At 71.4% G+C, this 24,564-nt stretch carries 24 protein-coding genes; 14 read left to right on the top strand and 10 right to left on the bottom strand.

All coding sequences use genetic code 11. The annotated features are described in order from the left end of the window. Positions 1-71 precede the first annotated feature (71 nt). From FB467_RS01405 to moaA, 9 genes are all read left to right on the top strand, one after another. On the top strand, positions 72-944 hold the full coding sequence (locus tag FB467_RS01405; RefSeq protein ID WP_141783499.1) for a sugar phosphate isomerase/epimerase family protein: 873 nt from the start codon (positions 72-74) through the stop codon (positions 942-944). Continuing rightward, positions 941-2,089, top strand: coding sequence for a Gfo/Idh/MocA family protein (locus tag FB467_RS01410; protein WP_141783500.1), 1,149 nt, complete (start codon positions 941-943; stop codon positions 2,087-2,089). Before FB467_RS01405 ends, FB467_RS01410 begins: the two co-directional genes overlap by 4 nt. 27 nt (positions 2,090-2,116) lie before the next feature. Next, positions 2,117-3,118 (top strand): sugar phosphate isomerase/epimerase family protein, encoded by a 1,002-nt coding sequence (locus FB467_RS01415; RefSeq protein ID WP_141783501.1) that lies wholly within the window; start codon positions 2,117-2,119, stop codon positions 3,116-3,118. Positions 3,119-3,184: 66 nt separating this feature from the next. Next, positions 3,185-3,709, top strand: a complete 525-nt coding sequence (locus FB467_RS01420; protein ID WP_170230514.1) for a universal stress protein — start codon at positions 3,185-3,187, stop codon at positions 3,707-3,709. After that, the gene (locus FB467_RS01425) at positions 3,706-4,125 is read left to right on the top strand and encodes a fluoride efflux transporter FluC (RefSeq protein WP_141783503.1); all 420 of its coding nucleotides are present in this window, start codon (positions 3,706-3,708) and stop codon (positions 4,123-4,125) included. The genes FB467_RS01420 and FB467_RS01425 overlap by 4 nt, the downstream gene beginning before the upstream one ends. Next, the gene (gene crcB, locus FB467_RS01430; protein WP_141783504.1) at positions 4,122-4,499 is read left to right on the top strand and encodes a fluoride efflux transporter CrcB; all 378 of its coding nucleotides are present in this window, start codon (positions 4,122-4,124) and stop codon (positions 4,497-4,499) included. Before FB467_RS01425 ends, crcB begins: the two co-directional genes overlap by 4 nt. A 126-nt stretch (positions 4,500-4,625) precedes the next feature. After that, on the top strand, positions 4,626-4,847 hold the full coding sequence (locus FB467_RS01435) for a DUF2180 family protein (RefSeq protein ID WP_141783505.1): 222 nt from the start codon (positions 4,626-4,628) through the stop codon (positions 4,845-4,847). Between the two features lie 130 nt (positions 4,848-4,977). Next, positions 4,978-5,502 (top strand): MogA/MoaB family molybdenum cofactor biosynthesis protein, encoded by a 525-nt coding sequence (locus FB467_RS01440; RefSeq protein ID WP_141783506.1) that lies wholly within the window; start codon positions 4,978-4,980, stop codon positions 5,500-5,502. Continuing rightward, the gene (gene moaA, locus FB467_RS01445; protein ID WP_141783507.1) at positions 5,499-6,479 is read left to right on the top strand and encodes a GTP 3',8-cyclase MoaA; all 981 of its coding nucleotides are present in this window, start codon (positions 5,499-5,501) and stop codon (positions 6,477-6,479) included. Before FB467_RS01440 ends, moaA begins: the two co-directional genes overlap by 4 nt. A gap of 17 nt (positions 6,480-6,496) precedes the next feature. On the opposite strand, the gene FB467_RS01450 is transcribed toward moaA, so the two are convergent. The 10 genes from FB467_RS01450 to FB467_RS01495 all read right to left on the bottom strand — a co-directional run bounded on the left by FB467_RS01450 (position 6,497) and on the right by FB467_RS01495 (position 18,638). Then, positions 6,497-6,736: a MoaD/ThiS family protein gene (locus tag FB467_RS01450; RefSeq protein ID WP_141783508.1), complete on the bottom strand. Its 240-nt coding sequence runs from the start codon at positions 6,734-6,736 to the stop codon at positions 6,497-6,499. A 37-nt stretch (positions 6,737-6,773) separates the two neighbouring features. After that, positions 6,774-7,469, bottom strand: coding sequence for a molybdenum cofactor guanylyltransferase (gene mobA / locus FB467_RS01455; protein WP_141783509.1), 696 nt, complete (start codon positions 7,467-7,469; stop codon positions 6,774-6,776). A 15-nt stretch (positions 7,470-7,484) separates the two neighbouring features. Next, positions 7,485-8,660, bottom strand: coding sequence for a molybdopterin-synthase adenylyltransferase MoeB (gene moeB / locus FB467_RS01460; RefSeq protein WP_141783510.1), 1,176 nt, complete (start codon positions 8,658-8,660; stop codon positions 7,485-7,487). A 43-nt stretch (positions 8,661-8,703) separates the two neighbouring features. Beyond that, positions 8,704-9,450, bottom strand: a complete 747-nt coding sequence (gene narI / locus FB467_RS01465) for a respiratory nitrate reductase subunit gamma (protein ID WP_141783511.1) — start codon at positions 9,448-9,450, stop codon at positions 8,704-8,706. Further along, positions 9,447-10,193 carry a nitrate reductase molybdenum cofactor assembly chaperone gene (gene narJ, locus FB467_RS01470; RefSeq protein ID WP_141783512.1) on the bottom strand — a complete coding sequence of 249 codons (747 nt, stop codon included), beginning with the start codon at positions 10,191-10,193 and terminating at the stop codon, positions 9,447-9,449. Before narJ ends, narI begins: the two co-directional genes overlap by 4 nt. Continuing rightward, on the bottom strand, positions 10,193-11,851 hold the full coding sequence (narH, locus tag FB467_RS01475; RefSeq protein WP_141783513.1) for a nitrate reductase subunit beta: 1,659 nt from the start codon (positions 11,849-11,851) through the stop codon (positions 10,193-10,195). Before narH ends, narJ begins: the two co-directional genes overlap by 1 nt. Before the next feature lie 11 nt (positions 11,852-11,862). Beyond that, a complete protein-coding gene (locus FB467_RS01480) occupies positions 11,863-15,576 on the bottom strand; it encodes a nitrate reductase subunit alpha (protein ID WP_141783514.1) in 3,714 nt (1,237 codons plus the stop codon). Next, positions 15,573-16,361 carry a helix-turn-helix transcriptional regulator gene (locus FB467_RS01485; protein ID WP_141783515.1) on the bottom strand — a complete coding sequence of 263 codons (789 nt, stop codon included), beginning with the start codon at positions 16,359-16,361 and terminating at the stop codon, positions 15,573-15,575. Before FB467_RS01485 ends, FB467_RS01480 begins: the two co-directional genes overlap by 4 nt. Before the next feature lie 256 nt (positions 16,362-16,617). After that, positions 16,618-17,859 carry an MFS transporter gene (locus tag FB467_RS01490; protein ID WP_141783516.1) on the bottom strand — a complete coding sequence of 414 codons (1,242 nt, stop codon included), beginning with the start codon at positions 17,857-17,859 and terminating at the stop codon, positions 16,618-16,620. An 8-nt stretch (positions 17,860-17,867) separates the two neighbouring features. Beyond that, complete coding sequence (locus FB467_RS01495; protein ID WP_170230517.1) at positions 17,868-18,638, bottom strand: helix-turn-helix transcriptional regulator; 771 nt, start codon at positions 18,636-18,638, stop codon at positions 17,868-17,870. A gap of 73 nt (positions 18,639-18,711) precedes the next feature. Here FB467_RS01495 and FB467_RS01500 point away from each other — a divergent pair, with 73 nt between their 5' ends. From FB467_RS01500 to FB467_RS01520, 5 genes are all read left to right on the top strand, one after another. Next, a complete protein-coding gene (locus tag FB467_RS01500) occupies positions 18,712-19,002 on the top strand; it encodes a DUF2249 domain-containing protein (RefSeq protein ID WP_141783518.1) in 291 nt (96 codons plus the stop codon). A 15-nt stretch (positions 19,003-19,017) separates the two neighbouring features. After that, positions 19,018-19,605, top strand: coding sequence for a hemerythrin domain-containing protein (locus FB467_RS01505; protein WP_141783519.1), 588 nt, complete (start codon positions 19,018-19,020; stop codon positions 19,603-19,605). Beyond that, entirely contained in the window at positions 19,602-20,651 is a 1,050-nt protein-coding gene (locus FB467_RS01510; protein WP_228393514.1) for a hypothetical protein, read from the top strand. The genes FB467_RS01505 and FB467_RS01510 overlap by 4 nt, the downstream gene beginning before the upstream one ends. Further along, positions 20,648-23,410: a multicopper oxidase domain-containing protein gene (locus FB467_RS01515; protein WP_141783520.1), complete on the top strand. Its 2,763-nt coding sequence runs from the start codon at positions 20,648-20,650 to the stop codon at positions 23,408-23,410. The genes FB467_RS01510 and FB467_RS01515 overlap by 4 nt, the downstream gene beginning before the upstream one ends. Positions 23,411-23,589: 179 nt before the next feature. Continuing rightward, positions 23,590-24,561: a TerC family protein gene (locus FB467_RS01520; protein ID WP_141786409.1), complete on the top strand. Its 972-nt coding sequence runs from the start codon at positions 23,590-23,592 to the stop codon at positions 24,559-24,561. The last annotated feature ends 3 nt before the right edge of the window (positions 24,562-24,564 follow it).

Genomic DNA, 24,564 nt, shown 5'->3' on the forward strand with positions numbered 1-24,564 from the left:
TCCCTCCCGGACCTTGCCTGCCGTGACCTGTCCCCACCATCTGCCCAAATGCCCCCCGGAGGAGCCCCACCGTGCGACCCCTCGGCATCAACACCTGGGTCTGGACCTCGCCGCTGACCGACGCCGACCTGCCCGGCCTGCTGCGGCACGTCTCGGACCTGGGGTTCGACGCCGTCGAACTGCCGCTGGAGAACGTCGGTGACCTCACGCCGGCGGCGGTGACCACCGCGCTGGCCGACACCGGACTCCGGCCGTATGTCGTGGGAGCCATGGCGCCCGGCCGGGACCTGGTCGACACCGACCCCGCGTCGGTGCGCGCCACCCAGGACTACCTGCGGGGCTGCCTCGACCTCGCCCACGCGATCGGCGCACCCGCCGTCTGCGGGCCGTTCTACGCCGCCACCGGCCGCGTCTGGCGACTGACCCCGCAGGCCCGGGAGTCGGCATACCGACAGTGGCGGGAGCACCTGGCGCCGGTCGTCGAGCACGCGGCCGCGGCCGGGGTCCGGATCGGCATCGAACCGCTGAACCGCTACGAGACCTCCCTGGTCAACACCGTGGAGCAGGCCATGACCGGGCTGGGGGACCTGCTCCAGGAGGGCGGCGCCGTCGGCCTGGCGCTGGACAGTTACCACCTCAACATCGAGGAGCGCTCGTCCGCCGACGCGGTCCGCCGCGCCGGGCGGCACCTGGTACACCTGCAGGTCTGCGGCAACGACCGCGGTGCCCCCGGCGGGGACCAGACCGACTGGCCGGCCCTCCTCGACGCGCTCGACGAGGTCGGCTACCGGGGCGCGCTCGCCATCGAGAGCTTCACCGCCGACAACGCCTCCATCGCCACCGCCGCCTCCATCTGGCGGCCGCTGGCCGCCACCCAGGACGACCTGGCCCGCACCGGCCTCGCCTTCCTCCGCGACCTCACCACCCAGGGGGAGACACCATGACCGACCCGTCCGCCGGTGCCGGCACACCCGCACGGCCCCTCGCCGTCGCCGTGATCGGCTACTCCTTCATGGGCAAGGCCCACTCCAACGCCTGGCGCAACGTCCGAGCCTTCTACCCCGAGGTCCCTGCCGTACAGATGCAGGTCCTCGTCGGGCGGGACGGGGCCGGCGTGCGGGAGGCGGCGGACCGGTACGGCTGGGCCGAGGCCGCCACCGACTGGCGGCAGGTCATCGCGCGGGACGACGTCGACATCGTGGACGTCTGCACCCCCGGCCACCTGCACGCCGAGGTCGCGCTGGCCGCCCTGGCCGCGGGCAAGCACGTGCTGGTCGAGAAGCCGCTGGCCAACAGCGTCGCCGAGTGCGAGGACCTGGTGGCGGCCGCCACCGCGCCCGGCGCCGGCCGGGCGATGCTCGGCTTCAACTACCGCCGCGTCCCCGCCCTCGCGCTGGCCCGCGACCTGGTCCGCGAGGGCCGGATCGGACAGGTCCGGGCGGTGCGGCTGAGCTACCTGCAGGACTGGCTCGCCGACGACCGGGCCCCGATGACCTGGCGGCTGCGCAAGGAGACCGCCGGCACCGGCGTGCTCGGCGACCTGGGCTCGCACGCCGTCGACCAGGTGCACTACCTGCTCGGCGAGACGGTGACCAGCGTGCGGGGCGAGCTGCGCACCTTCGTGCCGCAGCGCCCCGGTCCGTCGGGCCCCGAGGAGGTGACCGTCGACGACGCGGCCTGGGCCACCCTGCAAACCGCCTCGGGAGTCGTGGCCAGCCTCGAGGTGAGCCGGGTCGCGACCGGACGCAAGAACTCCCTCCAGGTCGAGCTCTACGGCACGGACGGGTCCATCCGGTTCGACCTGGAGCGGCTCAACGAGCTGCGGGTGCTCTCCGGCACCGGCGGCGGGGCCGAGACGGTCCTGGTCACCGAGCCGGACCATCCCTACCTCGCCGCCTGGTGGCCGGCCGGCCACGTGCTCGGGTGGGACCACACCTTCACCTCCCAGGCCGCGGACTTCCTCCGGGCGGTCGACCGGGGCGAGCCGGTCCAGCCCGACTTCGCCGCCGGCCTGGCGGTCCAGCGGGTGCTGGCCGCCGTGGAGGCCAGCCACGCCCGGGGCGGCGCCCGGGTCGACACCGGAAACTAGAGACCGCACAGCGACGAAGGAGACGCCATGCCACGCAACTTCACCCTCTTCACCGGCCAGTGGGCCGACCTCACCCTGGAGGAGGTCGCCGGGCTGGCCGCCGGGTGGGGCTACGACGGCCTGGAGATCGCGGTCTCCGGCGAGCACCTGGACGCCTGGCGCTGGGACGACGAGGAGTATGTCGAGGGCCGGCTCGACATCCTGCGCCGGCACGGGCTGCAGGTGTGGGCGATCTCCAACCACCTGAAGGGGCAGGCGGTGTGCGACGACCCGATCGACGAGCGGCACCAGCCGATCGTCGGGCCGCGGGTGTGGGGCGACGGGGACCCCGAGGGCGTCCGGCAGCGCGCCGCCGAGGAGCTGAAGCTCACCGCCCGCCTCGCCCAGCGGATGGGGGTGGACACCGTCGTCGGCTTCACCGGGTCCTCGATCTGGCAGTACGTCGCGATGTTCCCGCCCGTGCCCGCCGAGCGGATCGAGGCCGGCTACCAGGACTTCGCCGACCGGTGGAACCCGATCCTGGACGTCTTCGACGAGTGCGGCGTCCGGTTCGCCCACGAGGTGCACCCTTCGGAGATCGCCTACGACTACTGGTCGACCGTGCGCACCCTGGAGGCGATCGGCCACCGGGAGGCGTTCGGGCTGAACTGGGACCCCAGCCACATGATGTGGCAGGACATCGACGTCGTCGGCTTCATCAGCGACTTCGCCGACCGGATCTACCACGTGGACTGCAAGGACACCCGGATGCGGATCGGCAACGGCCGCAACGGCCGGCTCGGCTCCCACCTGCCGTGGGGCGACCCGCGCCGCGGTTGGGACTTCGTCTCCACCGGCCGGGGCGACGTCCCGTGGGAGGACTGCTTCCGGGCGCTGCGGACCATCGGCTACGACGGGCCCATCTCGGTGGAGTGGGAGGACGCCGGGATGGACCGGCTGCAGGGTGCCCCCGAGGCGCTGGAGTTCCTCCGGCGGCTCGACTTCGACCCGCCGTCGGCCGCCTTCGACTCCGTCTTCGCCCAGGAGTAGACGCAGGAGTGCGGGATCGCCGGTCGGGGCTCCCCCGGCCGGTGCCATACCCGCTAACCTCGGATCGTGGAGAGTCAGCGCCCTTCCGGGTACGGCCAGTGGTCCGGCGGTGAGCCGGAGCACTGCATCGTGGTCGGCATCGAGCCCGGTCAGGACCACCGGGTGATCCAGCGGGCCGCCGAGATGGCCACCGCGATGGATGCCGGTCTGCGCTGCCTCTGGGTCGACAGCACCCAGATCATCTTCGACACGGGGGCCGACGGCTCGATCCTCACCACGCCGCTGGACCCCGACCAGCTGGGCACCGACGCGATCGTGCTGGAGCCCGACCTGCTCGACCTGGTGGCCGAGGCCCTGGCCAGCTCCCCGGTGAGCTGGCGGCTGGACCACACCTCCGGCGACGTCGCGACCGGGCTGGCCAAGGCCGCCCACCAGTGGGACGCCTCCATGGTGGTGGTCGGCACGCGCCGCCCCGGTTTCGCGGGGTGGATGAACGAGGTGGTCGGCGGGTCCATCGCGGCCCGGCTGGCGCACACCCAGGAGCGCCCCGTCCTGCTCGTCCCGGTCCACGTGCGCACCTCCAGGACGTGAGTCGCCCGGCACACCGGGACCCGCTGCTCCTTTTGCTCGTCGCGGTCGGGGGGACGGTCGGCACGGCCGCCCGGGCCGGCGTCGCCCAGTGGCTGCCGCACGAGGGGGGTCTGCCGCTGGCCACCCTCATGGTCAACCTCGTCGGGGCGTTCCTGCTCGGACTGCTGTTGGAGTCGCTGCTGCGCCGCGGGCCGGAGACCCCACGGCAGCAGGTCCTGCGGCTCGGGATCGGCACCGGCGCGCTGGGCGGCTTCACCACCTACTCGGCGTTCGCCCTGGAGCTGCACCAGCAGCTTGCCGCGCACGAGGTGTGGCTGGCCGTCGGCTACGGCCTGGGCAGTGTCGGGCTGGGCCTGCTCACCTGCCTGCTCGGGATCGCCGTGGCCACCCGACTCGGGGGCGGTGCGACCCGGTGACGGTGCCGGTCTTCGTCCTGGTGAGCCTGTTCGGTGGGGTGGGCGCCGCGTGCCGGTTCCTGCTGGACTCCTCGGTGCGGTCCCGGTGGCCGCGGGAGTTCCCGCTCGGCACCCTGGTGGTGAACGTCAGCGGCTCGTTCCTGATCGGCGTGCTCACGGCCGCCGTCGCCACCACGTCTCCCCCGGCATACGTGATCGGCGCGACCGGGTTCTGCGGTGGGTTCACCACGTTCTCCACCTCGATGGTCGAGAGCGTGCGGCTGGCCAGGGCCGGGGACCTCCGGCGCGCGACGGCGAACACCGTGGGCACCCTGCTGCTCACCCTCGCCGGGGTGGCCGCGGGGGTCGTCGTGGGGCAGTGGCTGGGCGGATGAGGGCATCGGTCGGGCGCCCGACCGCAGTCGTCGGTGCTACGGTCGGAAATGAGGATGGACCCCGTCCACGGCCCTCGGTGAGGCCCACCCGCGAGACCTCGCGAGGGCCCGGTCGAAGGAGCCCTCATGAACTGCTACACCTGCGCCACGCGACAGGACACCGACACCACGGCCCTGGCCATCTGCTCGGTCTGTGGTGCCGGCATCTGCCGGGAGCACGCCACGGTCGGCACCGCCTACGTCGAGGAGCACTCGCCCGGCGCACCGACCGCCCACGCCCTGCCCGGTCGGCGGATGTTCTGCATCATCTGCGCCCCCGAGCAGGCGGGCGAGCCGACGTCCCGGTGACCGGGCGTCGGGTCACCGGCGGGACCGCCGAGCCGTGATTCGGGCCCCCGACCCGGTGCCGAAAAAGCCGCAGGTCAGCGCCCACACCACCCGCCGGGCCGCGCGTTACGACACGGCCTAGTATGGGCAGATGAGCGAGTCCGCGACCGACGAGGCGCAGGACCCCGTGCGGGTCCTGGTCATCACCGTGTCCGACCGCTCGGCCGGTGGACGGCGGGAGGACCGCTCCGGCCCGCGCCTCCTCGAGCGGCTCACCGAGCAGGGGTATGCCGCATCCGGCCCCGTCCTGGTGCCCGACGGTGTCGAGCCGGTCCGGTCCGCGCTGGAGCAGGGCATCGCCGACGGCTACCGGATCATCCTGACCACGGGCGGGACCGGGGTCTCCCCCCGCGACTTCACGCCCGAGGCGACGGGGGCGTTGGTCACCCGCGAGCTGGTGGGGGTCGCCGAGCACATGCGGCGCGAGGGGGCCAGGCACACCCCGCTCGCCGCGCTGTCCCGCGGCGTCGTCGGCGTGGTGGACGCCGAGGACCGGACGGGCACGCTCCTGGTGAATCTCCCCGGCAGCCTCAAGGCCATCGACCAGTCCTTCGACGCGCTGGCCCCGCTGCTGCCGCACATCCTGGACCAGTTGGAAGGGTGGGACCACCGATGAGCCGCCTGGTCGACCGGCACGGCCGGGTGCACCGGGACCTGCGGGTCTCGCTGACCGACCGGTGCTCGCTGCGCTGCACCTACTGCATGCCGGCGCAGGGGTTGCCGTGGCTGCCCAAGGACACCCTGCTCTCGACCGAGGAGCTGCTCTACCTGATCGGTGTGCTGGTCGACCTCGGCATCGACGAGGTGCGGCTGACCGGCGGTGAGCCGCTGCTCCGTCCCGACCTGGTCGACGTCGTGGCGGGCACGGCCAAGCTGGGGCCCGAGGTGTCGATGACCACCAACGCGCTGGGCCTGGACAAGACCGCCACCGCCCTGGTGGAGGCCGGGCTCTCCCGGGTCAACATCAGCCTGGACACCCTCCGGCCCGAGACGTTCAAGGCGTTGGCGCGCCGCAACCGTTTGGACGACACGCTGCGCGGCATCGAGGCCGCGGCCGCCGCCGGGTTGACCCCGGTGAAGCTGAACACCGTCCTGATGCGCGACATCAACGACATCGAGGCCGTCGACCTGTTGGCCTTCGCCCTGGAGCACGGCTACCAGCTGCGGTTCATCGAGCAGATGCCGTTGGACGCCGGCCATACCTGGAACCGGGAGGGCATGGTGACCGGCGAGGAGGTGCTCACCCGGTTGCGCACCGTCTACGACCTCGAGCCGCTGCCCGGTCGTGGCAGCGCCCCGGCCGAACGCTTCCTGGTCGACGGTGGCCCGGAGACGGTCGGCGTGATCGCCTCGGTCTCCGCGCCGTTCTGCGGGGCGTGCGATCGGATCCGGTTGACCGCCGACGGGCAGTTGCGCAACTGCCTCTTCGCCCAGGGGGAGACCGACCTGCGGACCCCGCTGCGGGACGGTGCGAGCGACCAGGAACTGGCCGACCTGATCCTGGAGTGCGTGGCGGGCAAGCTGCCCGGTCACGGCATCAACGAGCCGAACTTCCTCCAGCCGCCGCGCCCGATGTCGGCGATCGGCGGCTGAGCCGCCCGGAACACCCGCTATCCGCCGGCGAACGGCGGGAGCACGTCCACCACGGCGTCGACGTCCAACGGGGTCTCCCGGTCGTCGACATACCGTCCCTCGAAGAGCAGCGAGCTGCGGGCCAGGACCCGGCCGAGCTCGGCCCCGTGGCGTTCCTCCAACTGCTGCAGCAGCTCACCGAGCGAGTCGGCCCCGACCCGCTCCTCCTGGGCACCGGCCGCCTCGGCAGCGGCCGCGAAATAGCGAACGGTCGCCATCAGTGACTCACTCCTCCCAGCGTTCCTCGTCTGGCCATCATGGCATTGACCCGTCCCCGCCCGGCAGCCGGTCGGGCTCCCCCGGCAGCGCTTCGTCCTCGCCGGCCAGCCGCCGCTCCCACACCGCCGCGTCCTCCCAGGTGTCCAGGTCGCCGACGTGCTCGGCGGCCACCTGGACCTCGGCGAAAGCCAGGTCGCGGACCAGTCGCCGCACCGAGGTGCCGTGCCAGTCCGCCCCGCCCAGGGCCGCGGCGAGCCGGTCGGTCCGGTAGGCGGCCAGCAACCACTGCCGGTAGCCCTCCGGGTGCACCGGGCTGACGACGTCGACCTCGGGGTCGACCGTGTCCAGCACCCCGAGCAGCGCCCGGACGGCCGGGGCGGCACCGGGCTGGTCGACCGCCAGCACGAGGGTCCACGGGGCCCTGGGCCCGGGCAGCGCGGCGAAGCCCGCGGCGATCCCGGCGGCCGGACCGCCGCCGGGTGGGTCCTCCCTGGTCACCAGGACGGGGTCGGTCACCTCGACCGGCCCGACGACCACCACGCGTCGGGCCGCCGTGGTGGCGGCGAGGACCCGGTCCAGCAGGGAACGTCCCGCCACCCGGACCGCCGACTTGTCCACCCCGCCGAGCCGCTCCCCGCGCCCACCGGCGAGCACGATGACGTCGTGCTCGGGACCGCTGCGCCCCGGTCCGTCGGGTTGGGCGTCCCGGGCAGGGAAGTCGGCAGGGGTCATCGCGCGCTCGTCCGGTCAGTAGCGCGGCAACGACGGGTCGACCTGGTCGATCCAGCCCAGGATCCCGCCGTTCATCACCGAGACGTCGGGGTGTCCGAGCCGCACCAGGTGGGCCGCGGCCCGCTCGGCACGGGGACCGGCCTTGCAGTAGACGACGACCGGCCCCTCCGGCAGGTCGTCCCGCGTCCACGTCAGCACCTCGCCCACCGGGACCCGGGCGGCCCCGGGCAGGGTGCCCAGCGCGTGTTCGGCCGGTTCGCGCACGTCCAACAGGGTGACCCGGGCCAGGTCGAGGGCGCGCACCTCGGCGGGGCCGAGCTCGCGCAGCGGGACGACCTCCCGGGTGGCGTGGTGGGCGCCGTCCCGGTCGTGGCCCCGGGAGCCCTCGCGCTCGACACCATTGCGCTCGACACCGTGGCGACGGAGCGGCGGGGCGCCCACGGGGCGGAGCGGGACCTCACGGGTGCGCTGGGTGAGCGCGTCGAGCAGCAGCACCCGGCCGACCAACGGCTCCCCGAAGCCGGCGAGCAGTTTGACCACCTCGCCGGCCATGATCGAGCCGACCTGCCCGACGAGGGCCCCGAGCACCCCCGCCTCGGCGCACGAGGGAACGTCCTCGGGCCGCGGCGGGACCGGGTAGAGGTCGCGCAGCGTCACCGACTCCGGCAGGCCCGGGACGAAGGTGGAGATCTGCGCGTCGAACCGCAGCACCGCCGCCCAGACCAGCGGCAGCCGGAGGTCCCGGCAGGCGTCGCTCACCAGGTAGCGGGTGTCGAAGTTGTCGGTGCCGTCCAGCACCACGTCGTGCCCGGACAGCACGTCCCGCACGGTGTCCCTCGTCAGACGGGTATGCAGGGGGGTCAGGGCGGTGTCCGGGTTCAGCTCCCGCAGTGCCCGGGCGGCGCTGTCCACCTTGGGTGTGCCGACGTCCTGCACCCGGTGCAGCACCTGGCGCTGCAGGTTGGTGACGTCGACGACGTCGTCGTCGATCAGCGTGATCGCACCGACCCCGGCGGCCACCAGGTAGCTCAACGCGGGGCAGCCGAGACCGCCGGCGCCGACGACCGCGACCCGGGCGTTGCGCAGCCGACGCTGCCCGAGCATCCCGACCTGCGGCACCAGCAGGTGCCGGGAGTACCGGCTGACCTGCTCGGCCGTCAGCTCCGGCCCGGGCTCGACGAGGGGACGCATGGTCTCAGTCTCCCCCATCCGCGTGGTCCGCAACGTGGCGCCGTCAGTGTCCGCCCGGGATCCGCTCCCAGCCGCGCTTGGGGGCGCGGCTCCCGACCGCGGTGCCCTCCCGGGTGTCCCGGCTCCGGTAGACGATGTAGGGGCGGGTGAAGTAGCCGAGGGGGGCGCTGAAGACGTGCACCAGCCGGGTGAACGGCCACAGGGCGAACAGGATGAAGGCGGTCAGTGCGTGCAACTGGAAGCCCAGCGGCGCCTCGACCATGAGTTGCGGGTCCGGCTGGAACCAGAAGATGGAGCGGAACCACGGGGACACCCCGTCGCGGTAGTTGTACTCCCCACCGAACTGGAAGATGCCGCCGGCGATCGTGTTCCAGATGCCCAGCACCATGACCAGCGCGAGGAAGAAGTACATGACCTTGTCGTTGACCGTGGTGGCCGAGAAGACCGGCCCGACGGTGCGCCGCCGGTAGATCAGGATGGCCAGGCCGGTCAACGCCGCGACGCCTGCCGGGATGCCGCCGACCATCGCGATGACGTGATAGGCGTGGTGGCTCAGGCCGACGCCGTCGGTCCAGCTCTGCGGGATGACCAACCCCATGAAGTGACCGACGACCACACCGAGGATGCCGAAGTGGAACAGCGGACTGCCGATCCGCAGCAGCTTGCTCTCGTAGAGTTGGGAGGAACGGGTGGTCCACCCGAACTTGTCGTAGCGGTAGCGCCAGACGTGGCCCACCACGAAGATCGCCAGGCAGATGTAGGGGAAGATGACCCACAGCAAGGTGCTCATCGGGGGACTCCTACCGGGATGGTGGCGCCGAGGTGTTCGGGAGCGGCGCCGGCGGGGCGAGGGTTGAGACGGCCGTCCAGTGCCGGGTCGTGGCTGCCGTAGGGGGAAGAGTCCAGGCCCACCTGCTCCTGCGGGGGACCCTGCGCGATCAGCCGGCGCAGCGCGACCTCGTCGTCACCGTCCAGCGCGGGCAGCGTCGCCCGCAGCGCCTCCACGACCGGGAGCCAGCTGGAGTCCCGTTTGACCAGGGCGCGGTGCAGCAACTCGATCCCGACCCGGTGGTCGTTGAGCAACTTCCAGGCCGTGTCGGCGTCGCAGGTGGCACCGAACTCCAGCACCACGCACAGGTGGTCCGGGAGCTCGGCCTGCTCGTCGGCCAGCTCGACCCCGGCGCGGCGGTAGGCCTGCTTGAACTGCACCAGCGCCACCCCGCGCTTGCGGGTGTCCCCGTGCGTGAAGTAGGTCAGGTGCAGGCAGCATCGGCGAGTGACGTCGAAGGTGTCGACGTACTCGGTCTGGAGGGCGGCGAGCGCACCCTCGCCCGCCAACTGGTCCAGAAACGCCCCGAGGGGACCGCCGACATCCGTGGGCAGATCGGCCACGGCGTCGCGGAGCATCGGGACCCGGTCGAGGAGGAGTTGCTCGGGGTACTCCAACAACAGGGAGACCGCCTGCCAGGCGACCGCCTGTCGGTGGGCCTCCAGGCCCGGGGCGGACCTGCGGTGCCGCAACCAGGTGAGCATCACTGGTCCCCGTCCTTGTCCGGGAACAGGCCCTTCGGCATACCCTTGCCGTCCCAATTCAACAAGTTGACCCGGCCGTCCTTGCTGCCGCCGCCCACCAGCTGGTCGGCCGTCTGCCTGTTTTGCAGCATCTGGAAGTTCTCGACGGCGACCGGAGTGGGGCGCCCGGACCCCTCGCCGAACGGGCCGGAGCCCCGGGTGACCTCCTCGTCGAAGCCGCTGACCGGACAGTCGGTCGCCAACTCCTCCAGGGCGTGTGCCTGCTCGCCGTGCGCGGTCGGGATGACGTAGCGCTCCTCATACTTGGCCAGCGCCAGCAGGCGGAACATGTCGTACATGTCCTCCTCGGTCATCCCGACCGCCTCGGGGATGTCGGCCTGCGGGTCGCGACCGAGGTTGATGTCCCGCATGTAGCAACGCATGGCCGCCATCTTGCGCAGCACCGCGTCCACCGGTCCGGTGTCTCCCGCGGTGAACAGGTTGGCCAGGTACTCCACCGGGATCCGCATTTTGTCGATCGCGGCGAGCAGGGTGTCCTTGTCCTCCGCGTCGGCCCCGGTCCCGCTCACCGCGTCCACCACCGGCGACAGCGGCGGGATGTACCAGACCATCGGCATGGTCCGGTACTCAGGGTGCAGCGGCAGGGCCACCTTGTAGCGGTTGATCAGCGCGTAGACCGGGGACTTCTTGGCGGCCTCGATCCAGTCGCCGGGGATGCCGGCCCGCTCGGCCTCACGCTGCACCTCCGGGTCGTTCGGGTCCAGGAAGACCGAGCGCTGCGCCTCGTAGAGGTCGTGGTCGTCCTCGACGCTCGCGGCCTCGAGCACCCGGTCGGCGTCGTAGAGCATCAGCCCGATGTAGCGCAGCCGGCCGACGCACGTCTCGGCGCACACCGTGGGGATGCCGACCTCGATCCGGGGGTAGCAGAAGGTGCACTTCTCGGCCTTGCCGGTCTTGTGGTTGAAGTAGACCTTCTTGTAGGGGCAGCCGGTGACGCACATCCGCCAGCCGCGGCACTTGTCCTGGTCGACCAGGACGATGCCGTCCTCCTCGCGCTTGTAGATGGCGCCGGAGGGGCAGGACGCCGCGCAGCTGGGGTTCAGGCAGTGCTCGCAGATCCGCGGCAGGTAGAACATGAAGGTCTGCTCGAACTCCATCTTCACCCGGTCCTCCAGCCCCTTGAGCATGGGGTCGCGGACCGCGTGCTCCTGGCTGCCGCCCAGGTCGTCGTCCCAGTTCGCCGACCACTCGATGTTGACGTGCTTGCCGGAGATCAGCGAGAACGCCTTGGCCACCGGGAAATGGTCCTGGGCCGGGGCGTTGAGCAACGTCTCGTAGTCGTAGGTCCACGGCTCGTAGTAGTCCTGGATGGAGGGCATCTTGGGGTTGGAGAAGATGTTGAGCAGCTTGTTGAGGCGCCCACCCGCCCGCAACTTCAACGCCCCGCGATCGGTGCGGATCCAACCGCCCTTCCACTCCTCCTGGTCCTGGTAGCCACGCGGGTAACCCAGACCGGGGCGGGTCTCCACGTTGTTGAACCAGACGTACTCCATGCCCGAGCGGTTGGTCCATGCCTGCTTGCAGGTCACCGAGCAGGTGTGGCACCCGATGCACTTGTCGAGGTTCATCACCATCGCCATCTGCGCCATGACTCTCATGCCGTGCCTCCTCAGTACGCCACGGGGGCGGTGCGCTTGCGGATCATCGTGACCTCGTCCCGGTTGTTGCCGGTCGGTCCGATGTAGTTGAAGAAGTAGGACAGTTGCGCGTAGCCGCCGATGATGTGGCTGGGCTTGACCATGATCCGGGTCATCGAGTTGTGGATGCCCCCGCGCTTGCCGTCCTTCTGGGTCAGCGGGACGTCGATCAGCCGGTCCTGTGCGTGGTGCATGTAGACCGTGCCCTCGGGCATCCGGTGGCTGACGACGGCGCGGGCCGCGACCACACCGTTGCGGTTGGTCAGCTCGATCCAGTCGTTGTCCTTGACCCCGATCTTCGCCGCGTCCAGGTCCGACATCCACACCGACTGCCCGCCGCGGGAGAGGCTGAGCATGAACAGGTTGTCCTGGTATTCGGAGTGGATCGACCACTTGTTGTGTGGGGTCAGGTAGCGGACCGAGACGCCCAGTTCGGTCTGCTCGCCGAGCGGGGTCTCGCCGAACAGTTGGGTCATGTTGAGCGGCGGCCGGTAGACGGGGAGGGCCTCACCCATCCGCAGGATCCAGTCGTGGTCGAGGTAGAACTGCTGCCGCCCGGTCAGCGTGTGGAACGGCTTGTTCCGCTCGATGTTGATGGTGAACGGCGCATAGCGCCGGCCGCCGGACTCCGAGCCGGACCACTCCGGGGACGTGATCACCGGCACCGGTGCCGCCTGCGTGTCGGCGAAGGTGATCCGCTTGCCCTCATGCTCGGCGGCCAGATCGTGCATCTCGTGCCCGGTCCGCTTCTCTAGCGTCTTGAACCCCTGGGTCGCCAGGTGCCCGTTCGTGGTGCCGGAGAGCGACATGATCATCTCGGCGACCTGGATGTCGGTGTCCATCCTGGGCCGACCGTCGGCCGGGCCGCCGTGCACGGTGCCATGCAGGCGGCCGGCCCGCTCCACCTCGGACCCGACCTCGTAGGTGATGCCCTTGCATGCGGTGCCGAGCGTGTCGAGCAACGGCCCGACCGAGGTCATCTTGTCGAACACGGCGGTGTAGTCCCGCTCCACGGGGACCAGCACCGGCATCGTCTGACCGGGCACCGGTTCACACTCCCCGGCCCGCCAGTCGCGGACCACCCCGTGCGGGGTCGCCATCGCCTCCGGGGTGTCGTGCCACAGCGGCTTGGCGACCAGGTCGGTGCGGGTGCCCAGGTGGGTCCGGGCGAGCGTGGAGAACTCCTTGGCGATCGCCTTCCACGCGTCCCAGTCCGTCTTGGCCTGCCACGGGGGGTCGATCGCCGGGTTGAACGAGTGGATGAACGGGTGCATGTCCGTGGTGTTGATGTCGTGTTTCTCGTACCAGGTCGCGGCCGGCAGCACGACGTCGGACAACATTGTGGAACTGGTCATCCGGAAGTCGATCGTCATCAGCAGGTCGAGTTTGCCCTCGGGTATGCCGTCCGGCCAGCTGATGTCCTTCGGGCGCAGCTCCGGCGGGGCCTGAGTCGCGTCGACCGCGTTGTCCGTGCCCAGCAGGTGCTTGAGGAAGTACTCATCGCCCTTGGCACTGGACCCGAACAGGTTGGCCCGCCACAGGGTGAGCACCCGCGGCCAGTTCTCCTCGGCCTCCGGGTCCTCGACCGCGAACTTCATCGCGCCGGACTTCAACTGTTCCACGGCATACTCCGCCGGGGACTGCCCCGCCTCGCGCGCCTCTTCGGTGATGGCGATCGGGTTGCGGTCGAAGGTGGGGTAGCTGGGCGTCCAGCCCAGGCGCACCGACTGTGCCAGCAGGTCCATCACGGTCCTGCCCTCGAACGCCCCCGTCCCGGCCCCGACCGTGTCCGCCGTGTAGGTGTCGTAGCGGTACTGGCTGGTGTTCACGTACCAGTAGGCCGTCTGGTTCATGTGCCGCGGCGGGCGCGACCAGTCCAGCGCGAACGCCATGTGCTGGAAGCCCATCAGCGGCCGGACCTTCTCCTGTCCGACGTAGTGCGCCCACCCGCCGCCGTTGCGGCCCTGGCTCCCGGTGATCGTGGTGAGCACGAGCATCGCCCGGTAGATCTGGTCGGAGTGGTACCAGTGGTTCGTCCCGGCTCCCATCAGGATCATCGACCGGCCGCCGGAGTCGACGGCGTTCTGCGCGAACTCGCGGCCGATCCGGGCGATCTGCTCGGCCGGCACCGAGGTGATCTCCTCCGCCCAGGCCGGGGTGCAGGCACCGGTTGCGTCCTCGTAGTCCGCGGGCCAGGTGCCGGGCAGCCCCGGGCGGCCGACGCCGTACTGCGCGAGCATCAGGTCGAAGACGGTGGTGACCAGACGGCCACCGACCCGGCGCACGGGGACCCCCCGGGACTCGTACGTCACCACGCCGTCGAGTGCGTCGAACCGGGGCAGCGACACCGCGACACTCTCCTGCTCCGGTGCCCCCTCGGCATACAGCGAGAGGGTGGGCTGCAGGTCGCCCAGCTCCAGGTTCCACTTCCCGACACCTTCGTCGCCGAACCGGTGGCCCAGCGAGCCGTTCGGCACGACCGGCTCACCCGTCGCGTTGTCCAACAGCACCGGCTTCCACACCGCGTTCTCGGACTCCCGCTCGGGGTTGTCGAAGTCCGCAGCGGTCAGGAACTTCCCGGTGCGCCACGTGCCGTCCTCTCCCTGGTCGATGGCGATCAGGTAAGGCAGGTCGGTGTACTTGATGTTGTAGTCGTGGAAGAACGGCGTCTGCCGGTCGACGAAGAACTCCTTGAGGACCACGTGGCCCATCGCCATCGCGAGCGCGGCGTCGGTGCCGGGGGCGGAGGCCACCCACTCGTCGGCGAACTTGACGTTCTCGGCGTAGTCGGGCGCGATCGCCACGACCTTCTGGCCGCGGTAGCGGGCCTCGGTCATCCAGTGCGCGTCGGGGGTCCGGGTGAGCGGGACGTTGGAGCCCCACATGATCAGGTAGCCGGCGTCCCACCAGTCGCCGGACTCCGGCACGTCGGTCTGGTCCCCGAACATCTGCGGGCTGGCGACCGGCAGGTCGGCGTACCAGTCGTAGAAGCTCAGCATGGGGGCGCCGATCAACTCGTTGAACCGGGCGCCCGAGACGTAGCTGACCTGCGACATCGCCGGGATCGGGGAGAAGCCGGCGATCCGGTCCGGGCCCCAGCGCTTGATCGTGTAGACGTGCGCGGCCGCGATCATCTCGACGGCCTCGGACCAGGAGGACCGGACCAGGCCACCCTTGCCGCGGGCGGACTTGTAGCGCGCGGTCTTCTCCGGGTCCTGGACGATCTCGGCCCAGGCCAGCACGGGGTCGCCGAGCCGGGCGCGGGCCTCGCGGAACATCTCCAGCAGCACGCCGCGCACGTAGGGGTAGCGCACCCGGGTGGGCGAATAGGTGTACCAGGAGAACGCGGCGCCGCGCGGGCAGCCACGGGGCTCGTACTCGGGTCGGTCGCCACCGGTCGAGGGGTAGTCGGTCTGCTGCGCCTCCCAGGTGATGATCCCGTCCTTGACGTAGACCTTCCAGGAGCAGGAGCCGGTGCAGTTCACGCCGTGCGTGGACCGGACCACCTTGTCGTGGCTCCACCGGTCCCGGTAGAACGCGTCCCCGCTGCGACCGCCCTCCAGGCTCAGCGTGCGACGGTCCTCCGAGACGGTGCCCCGGGTGAAGAACCGGCGGGTCCCGACCAGGGCATTGCCCAGGGGGCCGTCCAAAGGGGGCGGTGCGTGCTCGGGCCGGGTGTCGGTCATGTCGTCTCTCCTCGGTCGGCGAACTGGGCGGGAACGGTCAGGTGGGCCACGCAGGTGCGGCCGGTCACGAGCGGTTGGAGGTCGACCTCGACGGACTCCTCGCCGAGCTCGTCGAGCGCTCCCCGGAGCAGGCCACGGTGTACCCCGCAGACCGTCTCGGGGGTGCCCTGGGCCAGGTCCAGGAACGGGCAGTCGTGCAGCACGATGTCGACCTCGCGGGCCCCGGACCGGGTGCGCAGGTCGGGCTGGTGGCCCCAGCCGTCGAGCAGGTCCAGGACGGTGCCGACCTTGCCGAGCCAGGCGCCGGGCGTCCGGGCCGGGGTCGGCCGGCCCCCCGTCCCCGGCGTCGCGGCGGCCACCTGCTCCCGCACCCAGTCCCGCGCGGCCCCCTCCAACGTCTCCCCCGGCACCGGCGCCCCGTCGACGGTGAGCCCGAGGACCTCGGCCAGGGCGGCATAGGCCCGGTGGGTCGCCGGCTCCGCCGCGCGCGGGGTGGCCCAGGGCACGGCATACCGCTTGCGGGGTCGGCCGGCTCCGTGCGGCTCGTCGTCGCGGGCCACCAACAGCCCCGCCCCGACGAGCAGGTCCACGTGGAAGCGCACCGTCGTGACGTGCAGCCCGACAACCTCGGCCAGCTCCGTGGCGGTGAGACCCTGCCCCCGTGTCCGGCCCCCTCCGGCCGGTCCGTCGGCCTCCTCGGGCAAACCGGCGAGGTGGTCCACGAGGCGACGGCGCACGTCCGACCGCAGCAGGCTGATGCCCTGCCGGGAGCCCGTGGTGCTCATCTGGACCTCGCTCGAGGACGGAGGTTTAACGGAACAAGTACTACAGAGAGTAGCGCCCTCAACCGGTCCTCCACCAGAGGGGCCCGACCATCAGATTAGGACACAGAGATGTGCCCTAATACCTCGCTGACCTGCGCAGACCTTTCGATCCCGGGGAATCGCCACGGACCGCACGGCGCCCCTCCGCGGCGTCGGGATCGACGGTCGCGGGAGGGCGTCGGAGCGGCCCGTGGCGGAAAAAACGGATTAAAACGGATTAAGCGGAGACGGCGTCCGCCGCCAGCTTCTCCTGCTGCGCCTTCTTGACCACGGTGAGGGTGAGCACCAGGGCGACGAGCGCCGTGGCCGACAGGAGCAGCAGCCCGATCGCGTAGGACTGGGTGCGGCCGTAGACGTCACCCATGATCAGCGGGGGCAGGAACCCGCCGAGGCCGCCCGCCGCGCCCACGATGCCGGTGACCCCACCGACCCTGGCGGGCTCGGTGACCTGGGCGATCAGCGCGAAGGTGGCCCCCGACCCGGCACCGAGCGCCGCGGCCATCCCGAGGAAGGCGGCGGTCCCGATGTGCTCGAGCAGCGGCGTGCCCGCGGCGATCGCCGAGCCCACCACGACGAGCGCGAAGCAGCCGGCGAGCACCTTGATGGCGCCGAACCGGTCACTGAGGGCACCGCCGACCGGCCGCATCAGCACCGCGACGACGACGAAGCCGGCCATCCGGTTCGAGGCGTCACCGGCCTCCAGGTCGTAGGCGACCTTGAGGTAGGAGGGCAGGTAGACCGAGAAGGCCACGTAACCGCCGAAGGCCACCGCGTAGAGGAAGGCGAGCAGCCAGGTGATCGAGAGCTTGGAGTTGGCCACGACCCGGCTGACCATCGAGCCCGTCGGAACGGTGCGTCCCGGCGCATCGCGCAGGATCGCCCACGCGGCGACCGCATACACCGCCAGCACGACCGCACAGATCAGGAACGGGAGCGTGGCACCGGTCGAGTAGAGCGGGACCGTGGTCAGCGCGCTGATCGCGGTGCCACCCATCCCGGCGCCGAAGATGCCGATGGCCAGGCCCCGCTTGGCCGGCGGGAACCAGGCGTTGACGAACGGAACCCCGACCGCGAACGCGGTGCCGCCGATGCCGAGGAAGAACCCGACCGTCAGGACCGCGATCAGGCTGCTGTTGGCCCAGAACCCCAGGAGCAGGACCGGGACGATCGTGGCGGCGGAGACCAGCGGGAACATCACCCGGCCGCCGTACTTGTCGGTGAGCGCACCGACCGGGATCCGGCCCAGCGACCCGACGATGACGGGGACGGCGACCAACAGCGCGACATCGGACTCACCGATGTCGCCGAGGGTGCCGTCGTCCCTCCAGAGGGGGCCGAGCGGGCTCAACAGGGCCCAGGCCCAGAAGTTGACGGCGAATCCGAGGGTGGCCATCGCCAACTGCACCCAGGGGTTCGCGGCGGTGGTGGAAGGGGCCCTTCCGGTGTCGGCGGTCGACATCGTGCTCCTCAACGGTCGTGCGCGGAACGAGGCGGTGAATCGGGAGTGGTTCCGGCTCGGGTCAGTGCCAGCCGGCAGGCCCCGGGCTCGATGAAAGGCTCAAGGTGTGCAGTTGTCCTGCTCGCACCGTAGTGCTCCAGGGCGCCCTCGACCAGCCCTAGGTGCACCTGGCACACGACCTCCGGGTGGGCGGTGGCCAGCTCCAGCAGGGGACAGGTGGTCAGGGCCAGGTCGTCGGGCCGCTCGACGGGGGTGAACCCGAGGTTCCCGAGCAGGTCGACGACCCGCTCGGCGGCGGCCTCGTCGGCGTCCTCCGCGGCCTCCCCGCCCGCGAGGCGCGAGACCGGTCGACGGTGATCGGCGTTGCGGGCCAGCTGTGCGCCCCAGGCACGGCCGATCTCCTGGGACTCCTGGGCGGGGTCGCTCGAGGTCCGGGACAGGTGCTGGACGAAGACGCTGGTCAGGCCCTGGTACTCCTCGAAGGTCGGGTCCCCGGTCCGCACCTGGCTGCGGCCCTGGACCGTCGGCCGGTAGCCGTGGGCCGGCCGCCCCCGCCCCTCGGACGGGATCGATCCCCGCTCCACGAGTCCGGCCCGGGTCAGCTCCTGCAGGTAGGAGCGGACCGTGTTGGCGTGCACCCCCAGCGCGGCCGCGAGGTCCGGCACGGTGACCGGCTCGGCCGCATCGGCCAGGTGCCGCAGGACCCGGTCGGCGGGGCCCTCGGGGGACGCCTCCACCGGGGTCCAGGGGGCCGGCCCCAGGGGCGGGTTTTTTTTCACAGTTGTAATGTAATAATTGTTCGGAGTGCCGCGCAAATCGGAGCGCGGGACCCACGAGGAGAAGGAAGAGACGATGACCGAGCCCACCCCCATCCCGGTCCAGGACGTCAGCGGCTGCGGCTGTGGCGAGCACGACGAGGACGCCCCCGAACTGGACGTGCGCGCCGTCCCCCACAAGATCCGGCACGCCACCGTCTTCGGTGCGCTGGAGGCGATCCCGTCCGGTGGGTCGTTGATCCTGGTGGCCCCGCACAACCCGCTTCCGCTGCTACGCCAGATCGAGGCACGCGACCCCGGCGCCATCGAGGTCAGCTACCTGGACGAGGGCCCCGAGGCCTGGCGGCTGCGGCTGCACCGGCGCTGAACGAAGGGACTGCCCATGTGTTCGTACTGCGGGTGCGAGTCGATCTCGGTGGTGGGGCGGTTCATGCGCGAGCACGTCGACATCATCAACTCCTCGGGTGATCTCCGTCGGGCCGTGGCCACGGCGGACCACCGCGCCGTGGAGGAGGCCGCGGACGTGCTGGCCGGGCTGCTCAACCCGCACACCAACGCCGAGGAGGTCGGCCTGTTCGCGGTGATGCGCGGGCAGGAGGAGTTCACCGAGCACATCGACTCGCTTTGCGCCGAGCACGACACGCTCGATGAGCAGCTGGCCCGGGTCCGGGCCGGGGAGTACGACCTGCTCGACGAGTTCATCCACGTCCTGCGGGTGCACATCGACCGCGAGGACAACGGCCTGTTCCCGGCCTCGGCCATCGCCCTCGACGGCCCCGACTGGGAACGCGTCGACGAGCAGACGCCCGAGGCCGGTGGCGAGCCTGCTGACGGTGGCCACCCGGACGACGCCCACTCCCACGATCACGACCACCCGCACGACCACGACCACCCGCACGACCACGCCCATCCGCACCAACACGACGCTCACCCCCACGCCCACGCGACGGCGGGTGAGCCCCCCTCGTGAGCCGACCGGTCCGACTGTTCCTGCTCGCCCTGGGCGCGGGCTGCCTGCTGGCCGGGCTGGACGCCGCGCTGCTCCTGCTGGGCCTGCCGGCACCGGTCGAGCACGGCGCACTGCCCGGGCTGCACGGGGTGCTGATGGTGCTCGGTTTCCTGGGCACGGTCATCGCCCTGGAACGGGCGGTGGCACTGCGGCAGCCCTGGGGCTACCTGGCGCCCGCGCTGCTCGGTGCCGGTGGCCTCACCCTGCTGACGCCGCTGCACCCGGTCGTCGGCCAGGTGTTCCTGCTCAACGGCGCGCTGGTCCTGGTGGCGGTGTATGCCGCCCTCTGGCGCCGCTCGGGTGAGACCACCGTCCTGGTCCAGCTCCTCGGCGCCGTCGTCGCGGCCTGCGCCGCGGGGTTGTGGCTGCGGCTCGAGGTCGCCGACCTCGTCCCCTGGCTGGCCGCCTTCGTGGTGCTGACCATCGCGGCGGAACGGGTCGAGCTGGCCCGCATCGCCGTCCCGGCCCACGCCCCGAGGGTGCTGCTGGCACTGTCCACCGCGCTGGTCGTGGCGGTGCTGGCGACCCTCGTCTGGCCGGTGTGGGGCGGTCGCCTGTTCGGCCTGGCCCTGGTGGCGCTGGTGTGCTGGCTCGCCCGGATCGACGTGGCCCGCAAACTCGTCCGCAGCACGGGGCTGCCCCGCTTCTCGGCGGCGGCGCTGCTGGCCGCGTATGCCTGGCTCGGCCTGGCCGGCCTGGTCTGGGTCGCCGTCGGGGCCCCGGTCACCGTGCCCGCCTACGACGTCGTGGTGCACGGCACCTTCCTGGGCTTCGCGATGTCGATGGTGCTGGCCCACGCCCCGGTGATCCTGCCCGCCGTGCTCAGCGTGCGGCTGCCCTACCGCCCCGTCCTCTGGGCCCCGCTGGTGCTGCTGCACGCCGGCATGGTCGTGCGGGTGGTCGGCGTCACCGCCCAGGGCGTGGTCTGGCAGGCCGGGTCGGTGGTCACGGTGCTGGCCATCCTGGCCCTCGCCGGCACCGCCCTCACCCTGGTGGTGACCGCATGATCCCGGTCCGTCCCAGCACCTCCACGCAGGCCCCTGGACCCGCACCGAGCCGGGGCACCTGGGCCCTGCGCGACCGGACCGCGATCGTCTGGCTGCTGGCCGCCGTGGTCATCGCGCTGGTGCACCCGTTCGTGCCCGAGTCGCGCTGGCTGATGGTCCACCTGGTGCTCCTCGGCGCACTCACCCACTCGATCATGGTCTGGACCCACCACTTCGCCCAGGCCCTGCTGAAGACGCCGCCGGGGCTGGACGACCGGCGCCGCCAGTCCCAGCGCCTGGTCCTCCTACTCGTCGGGGTGGCGACCGTCCTGGTCGGCGTCCCCACGGGCTGGTGGCCGGTGACCGTGACCGGCGCCGTCCTGGTCACCGCCGCGGTGACCATCCACGGCATACAGCTCTGGCGCCGCCTCCGGGCGGCCCTGCCCGGCAGGTTCCGTGTGACCATCCGCTACTACCTCTGCTCCGCCGCCTGCCTCCCCGTGGGCATCCTGTTCGGCGTCCTCCTGGCCCGCGGCCCGTCGGCGGAGTGGCACGGCCGCTTCCTGCTGGCCCACACGATGCTCAACGTGCTGGGCTGGATCGGCCTGACCGTCACCGGCACCCTGGTCACGCTGTGGCCGACGATGCTGCGCACCCGGATGGACGACCGGGCCGAGCACCAGGCCACCCGGGCCCTCCCGGTCCTGGTGACGGCGCTCGTGGTGCTGACCGGCGGCGCCCTGCTGGACGTCCGGGTCGCCTCGGCTGCCGGCCTCGTCCTGTATGCCGTGGGGCTGGTCGTCTGGGGCCGGGCCCTGGTCCGGCCGGCCAGGACCCGGCCCCCGCGGGAGTTCGCGACCGCCTCGGTCGGAGCGGCGCTGGTGTGGTGGGTGGTCGGTATCGGCTGGCTCGCCGGCGCGACCCTGACCAGTGCCGACTGGACCGAGCTGACCACCGGGTTCGGCCCGATCACCGCGGTCCTCGTGGTCGGCTTCGCGGCCCAGTTGCTGCCGGGGGCGCTGTCCTACCTGATCCCCTCGGTGCTGGGTGGCGGGCCGTCGGTGGTCCGCGCCGGCCAGCGGTGGTTCGACCGCTGGGGCACCGCCCGGCTGGTCGTGATCAACCTGGGGCTGCCGCTCTGCCTGCTCCCGGTCCCCAGCGCGGTCCGGGTGACCGTCTCCGCCCTGGTGCTGGTGGCCCTGGCCGCGTTCATCCCGCTGATGCTGGCTGGCGCCGCCGCCAGCGTGCGGGCCAAGCGGGCCGTGGCCCAGGAGGGCCCGGCCCCCGCGCGTGGTCCGCGCGGCCCCGTGGAGCGTCCGTCGGTCTGGTCCGCCGGGCAGCTCGTGGCCGCTCTGTCGGCGGTAGCCGTCATGGTGGCACTCGGGGTCGGGTTCGACCCTGCCGCGGCCGGTCTCGGCTCGACCTCGGGAGGCGGCCCGGCGGGCGGTGCCGCAGCCGGGGTCGAGCCGACCGGCCAGACCACCACGGTCCGGGTCTCGGCCCAGGACATGCGGTTCGTGCCCGACCGGGTCGAGGTCCCCGCCGGTGACCGGCTCGTCGTGGAACTCGTGAACGACGACCCGTCCAACGTGCACGACCTCACGCTCGGCGGGCAGACCACCCCCCGGCTCTCCCACGGTGACACCGCCACCCTCGACCTCGGGGTGGTCGGGACCTCACTGGAGGGCTGGTGCACCATCATCGGCCACCGGCAGATGGGGATGGTCTTCTCCGTCGACGTGGTCGGCGACGCCGCCGGGTCGGGAGGGGACGGGGCGCACGCCGGTCACGGCGCCACCGGGGACGACGCGCAGGCCGACCCCCCGGCCACCGGGGAAGCCGACGGCGACGTGCAGGCCGGCCCCACGGCATACGGGATCGTCCCCGACCCCGACGCCACGGTCGCCTCCGCGGTGGACCCCGTCCTGCCGCCGCTGGGCGAGGAGCGGGTGCACCGGCTGACGCTCACCGCCCAGGAGGTCGAGCTGGAGGTCGCGCCGGGCGTCTGGCAGCGGCGCTGGACGTTCAACGGTCAGGTGCCGGGACCGACGCTGCACGGCCGGGTGGGCGACACCTTCGAGATCACCCTGGTCAACGACGGCACGATGGGGCACTCGATCGACTTCCACGCGGGCGCCCTCGCCCCGGACGAACCGATGCGCACCATCGCGCCCGGCGAGTCGCTGGAGTACACCTTCACCGCGGGCCGCGCCGGGATCTGGATGTACCACTGCTCGACTATGCCGATGTCCAGCCACATCGCGGCGGGGATGTTCGGGGCGGTGGTCATCGAGCCCGACGACCTGGCGCCGGTCGACCGCAGCTACCTGCTCGTGCAGTCCGAGACCTACCTGGACACGTTGGCCACGACGCCGGAGGAGGCGACCGACGTCGACCCGGACAAGGTCGCGGCGGAGGTGGCCGATGCGGTGTCCTTCAACGGGATCGCCTTCCAGTACGACCAGGAGCCGCTGACGGCCACCGTGGGCGAACGGGTCCGGATCTGGGTGCTCGACGCCGGGCCGAACCGGTCCGCCAGCTTCCACGTGGTCGGTGGGCAGTTCGACACCGTCTACCTCGAGGGGGCCTACCGGCTGCGGGAGGGCCGGGCCGTCGACGGCAGCACCGAGGACGGCGGCAGCCAGGTGCTGGGCCTGTTCCCGGCACAGGGCGGCTTCGTGGAGCTGACCTTCCCCGAGGCCGGACACTATCCGTTCGTGTCCCACCTGATGGTGGACGCGGAACGGGGTGCCCACGGTATCGTCCAGGTGACCGACTGAGCCGGCGACTGCCGGTAGACTGCCCGACAGCGAAGGGGAGTATCCCGAAACACTGCGATCGTCATCACGGAGCACGCTCCCGGTCGTAGAGGCGCACCGCGCGGGGGAGACGTTCGCGCCCTGACCCTCTTCCGAAAGGCCCTCGCTTGTCCGCCTACCAGTACTTCGAGATCATCTCGATGGCCGTCCTGGTCGCGATCCTGATCTTTGACCTGCTCATCGTCGTCAAGCGGCCCCACGTGCCGTCGATGAGGGAGGCGACCGGCTGGGTCGTTTTCTACGTCTCCCTGGCGCTGCTCTTCGCCGGCGTCCTGTTGGTGATGGGCGACGCCAAACACGCGGGTGAGTTCGTCACCGGGTGGTTGCTCGAGTATTCGCTGTCGATCGACAACCTGTTCGTCTTCATCATCATCCTGGCCCAGTTCCAGGTGCCGCGGGCGATGCAGCAACGGGTGCTGATGATCGGCATCCTGATCGCCATCGTGCTGCGCGGCATCTTCATCGTGGTCGGCGTGCAGATCATCGAGCAGTTCTCGTGGGTCTTCTACATCTTCGGTGGGTACCTGGTCTACGTGGCCTGGCAGCAGGCGTTCAACGCCGAGGACGACGAGGAGGAGCGCAAGGACAACTTCGTGGTCCGGATGCTCCGCAAGCGGATCAACCTGACCGACACCTGGGACGGGGGCAAGACCCGCACGACGATCGACGGCGTCCGCTACTTCACGCCGTTCCTGATGGTGATCATCGCGCTGGGCACCACCGACCTGCTGTTCGCGATCGACTCGATCCCGGCGATCTTCTCGGTGACCACCGACCCGTTCCTGGTCTTCGCCTGCAATATCTTCGCGCTGATGGGTCTGCGCCAGCTCTACTTCCTGCTCGGTGGCCTGCTGGACCGCCTGGTCTACCTGCACTTCGGCATCGCGGCGATCCTCGGGTTCATCGGCATCAAGCTGGTCTTCCACGCCATGGAGGCCAACGAGCTGAGCTTCATCAACGGCGGCGAGTCGATCGAGTGGGTCCCGCACATCGAGACGTGGCACTCCCTGGTCGTCATCGTGGCGTCGATGGCCATCGCCACCATCGCCTCGCTGATGAAGGGACGCGGCGAGAAGGGCGCCGAGTCCTACACGGACGAGGACGCCTCCTGACCC

The organism is Ornithinicoccus hortensis (assembly GCF_006716185.1).
GTDB classification, from domain to species: domain Bacteria; phylum Actinomycetota; class Actinomycetes; order Actinomycetales; family Dermatophilaceae; genus Ornithinicoccus; species Ornithinicoccus hortensis.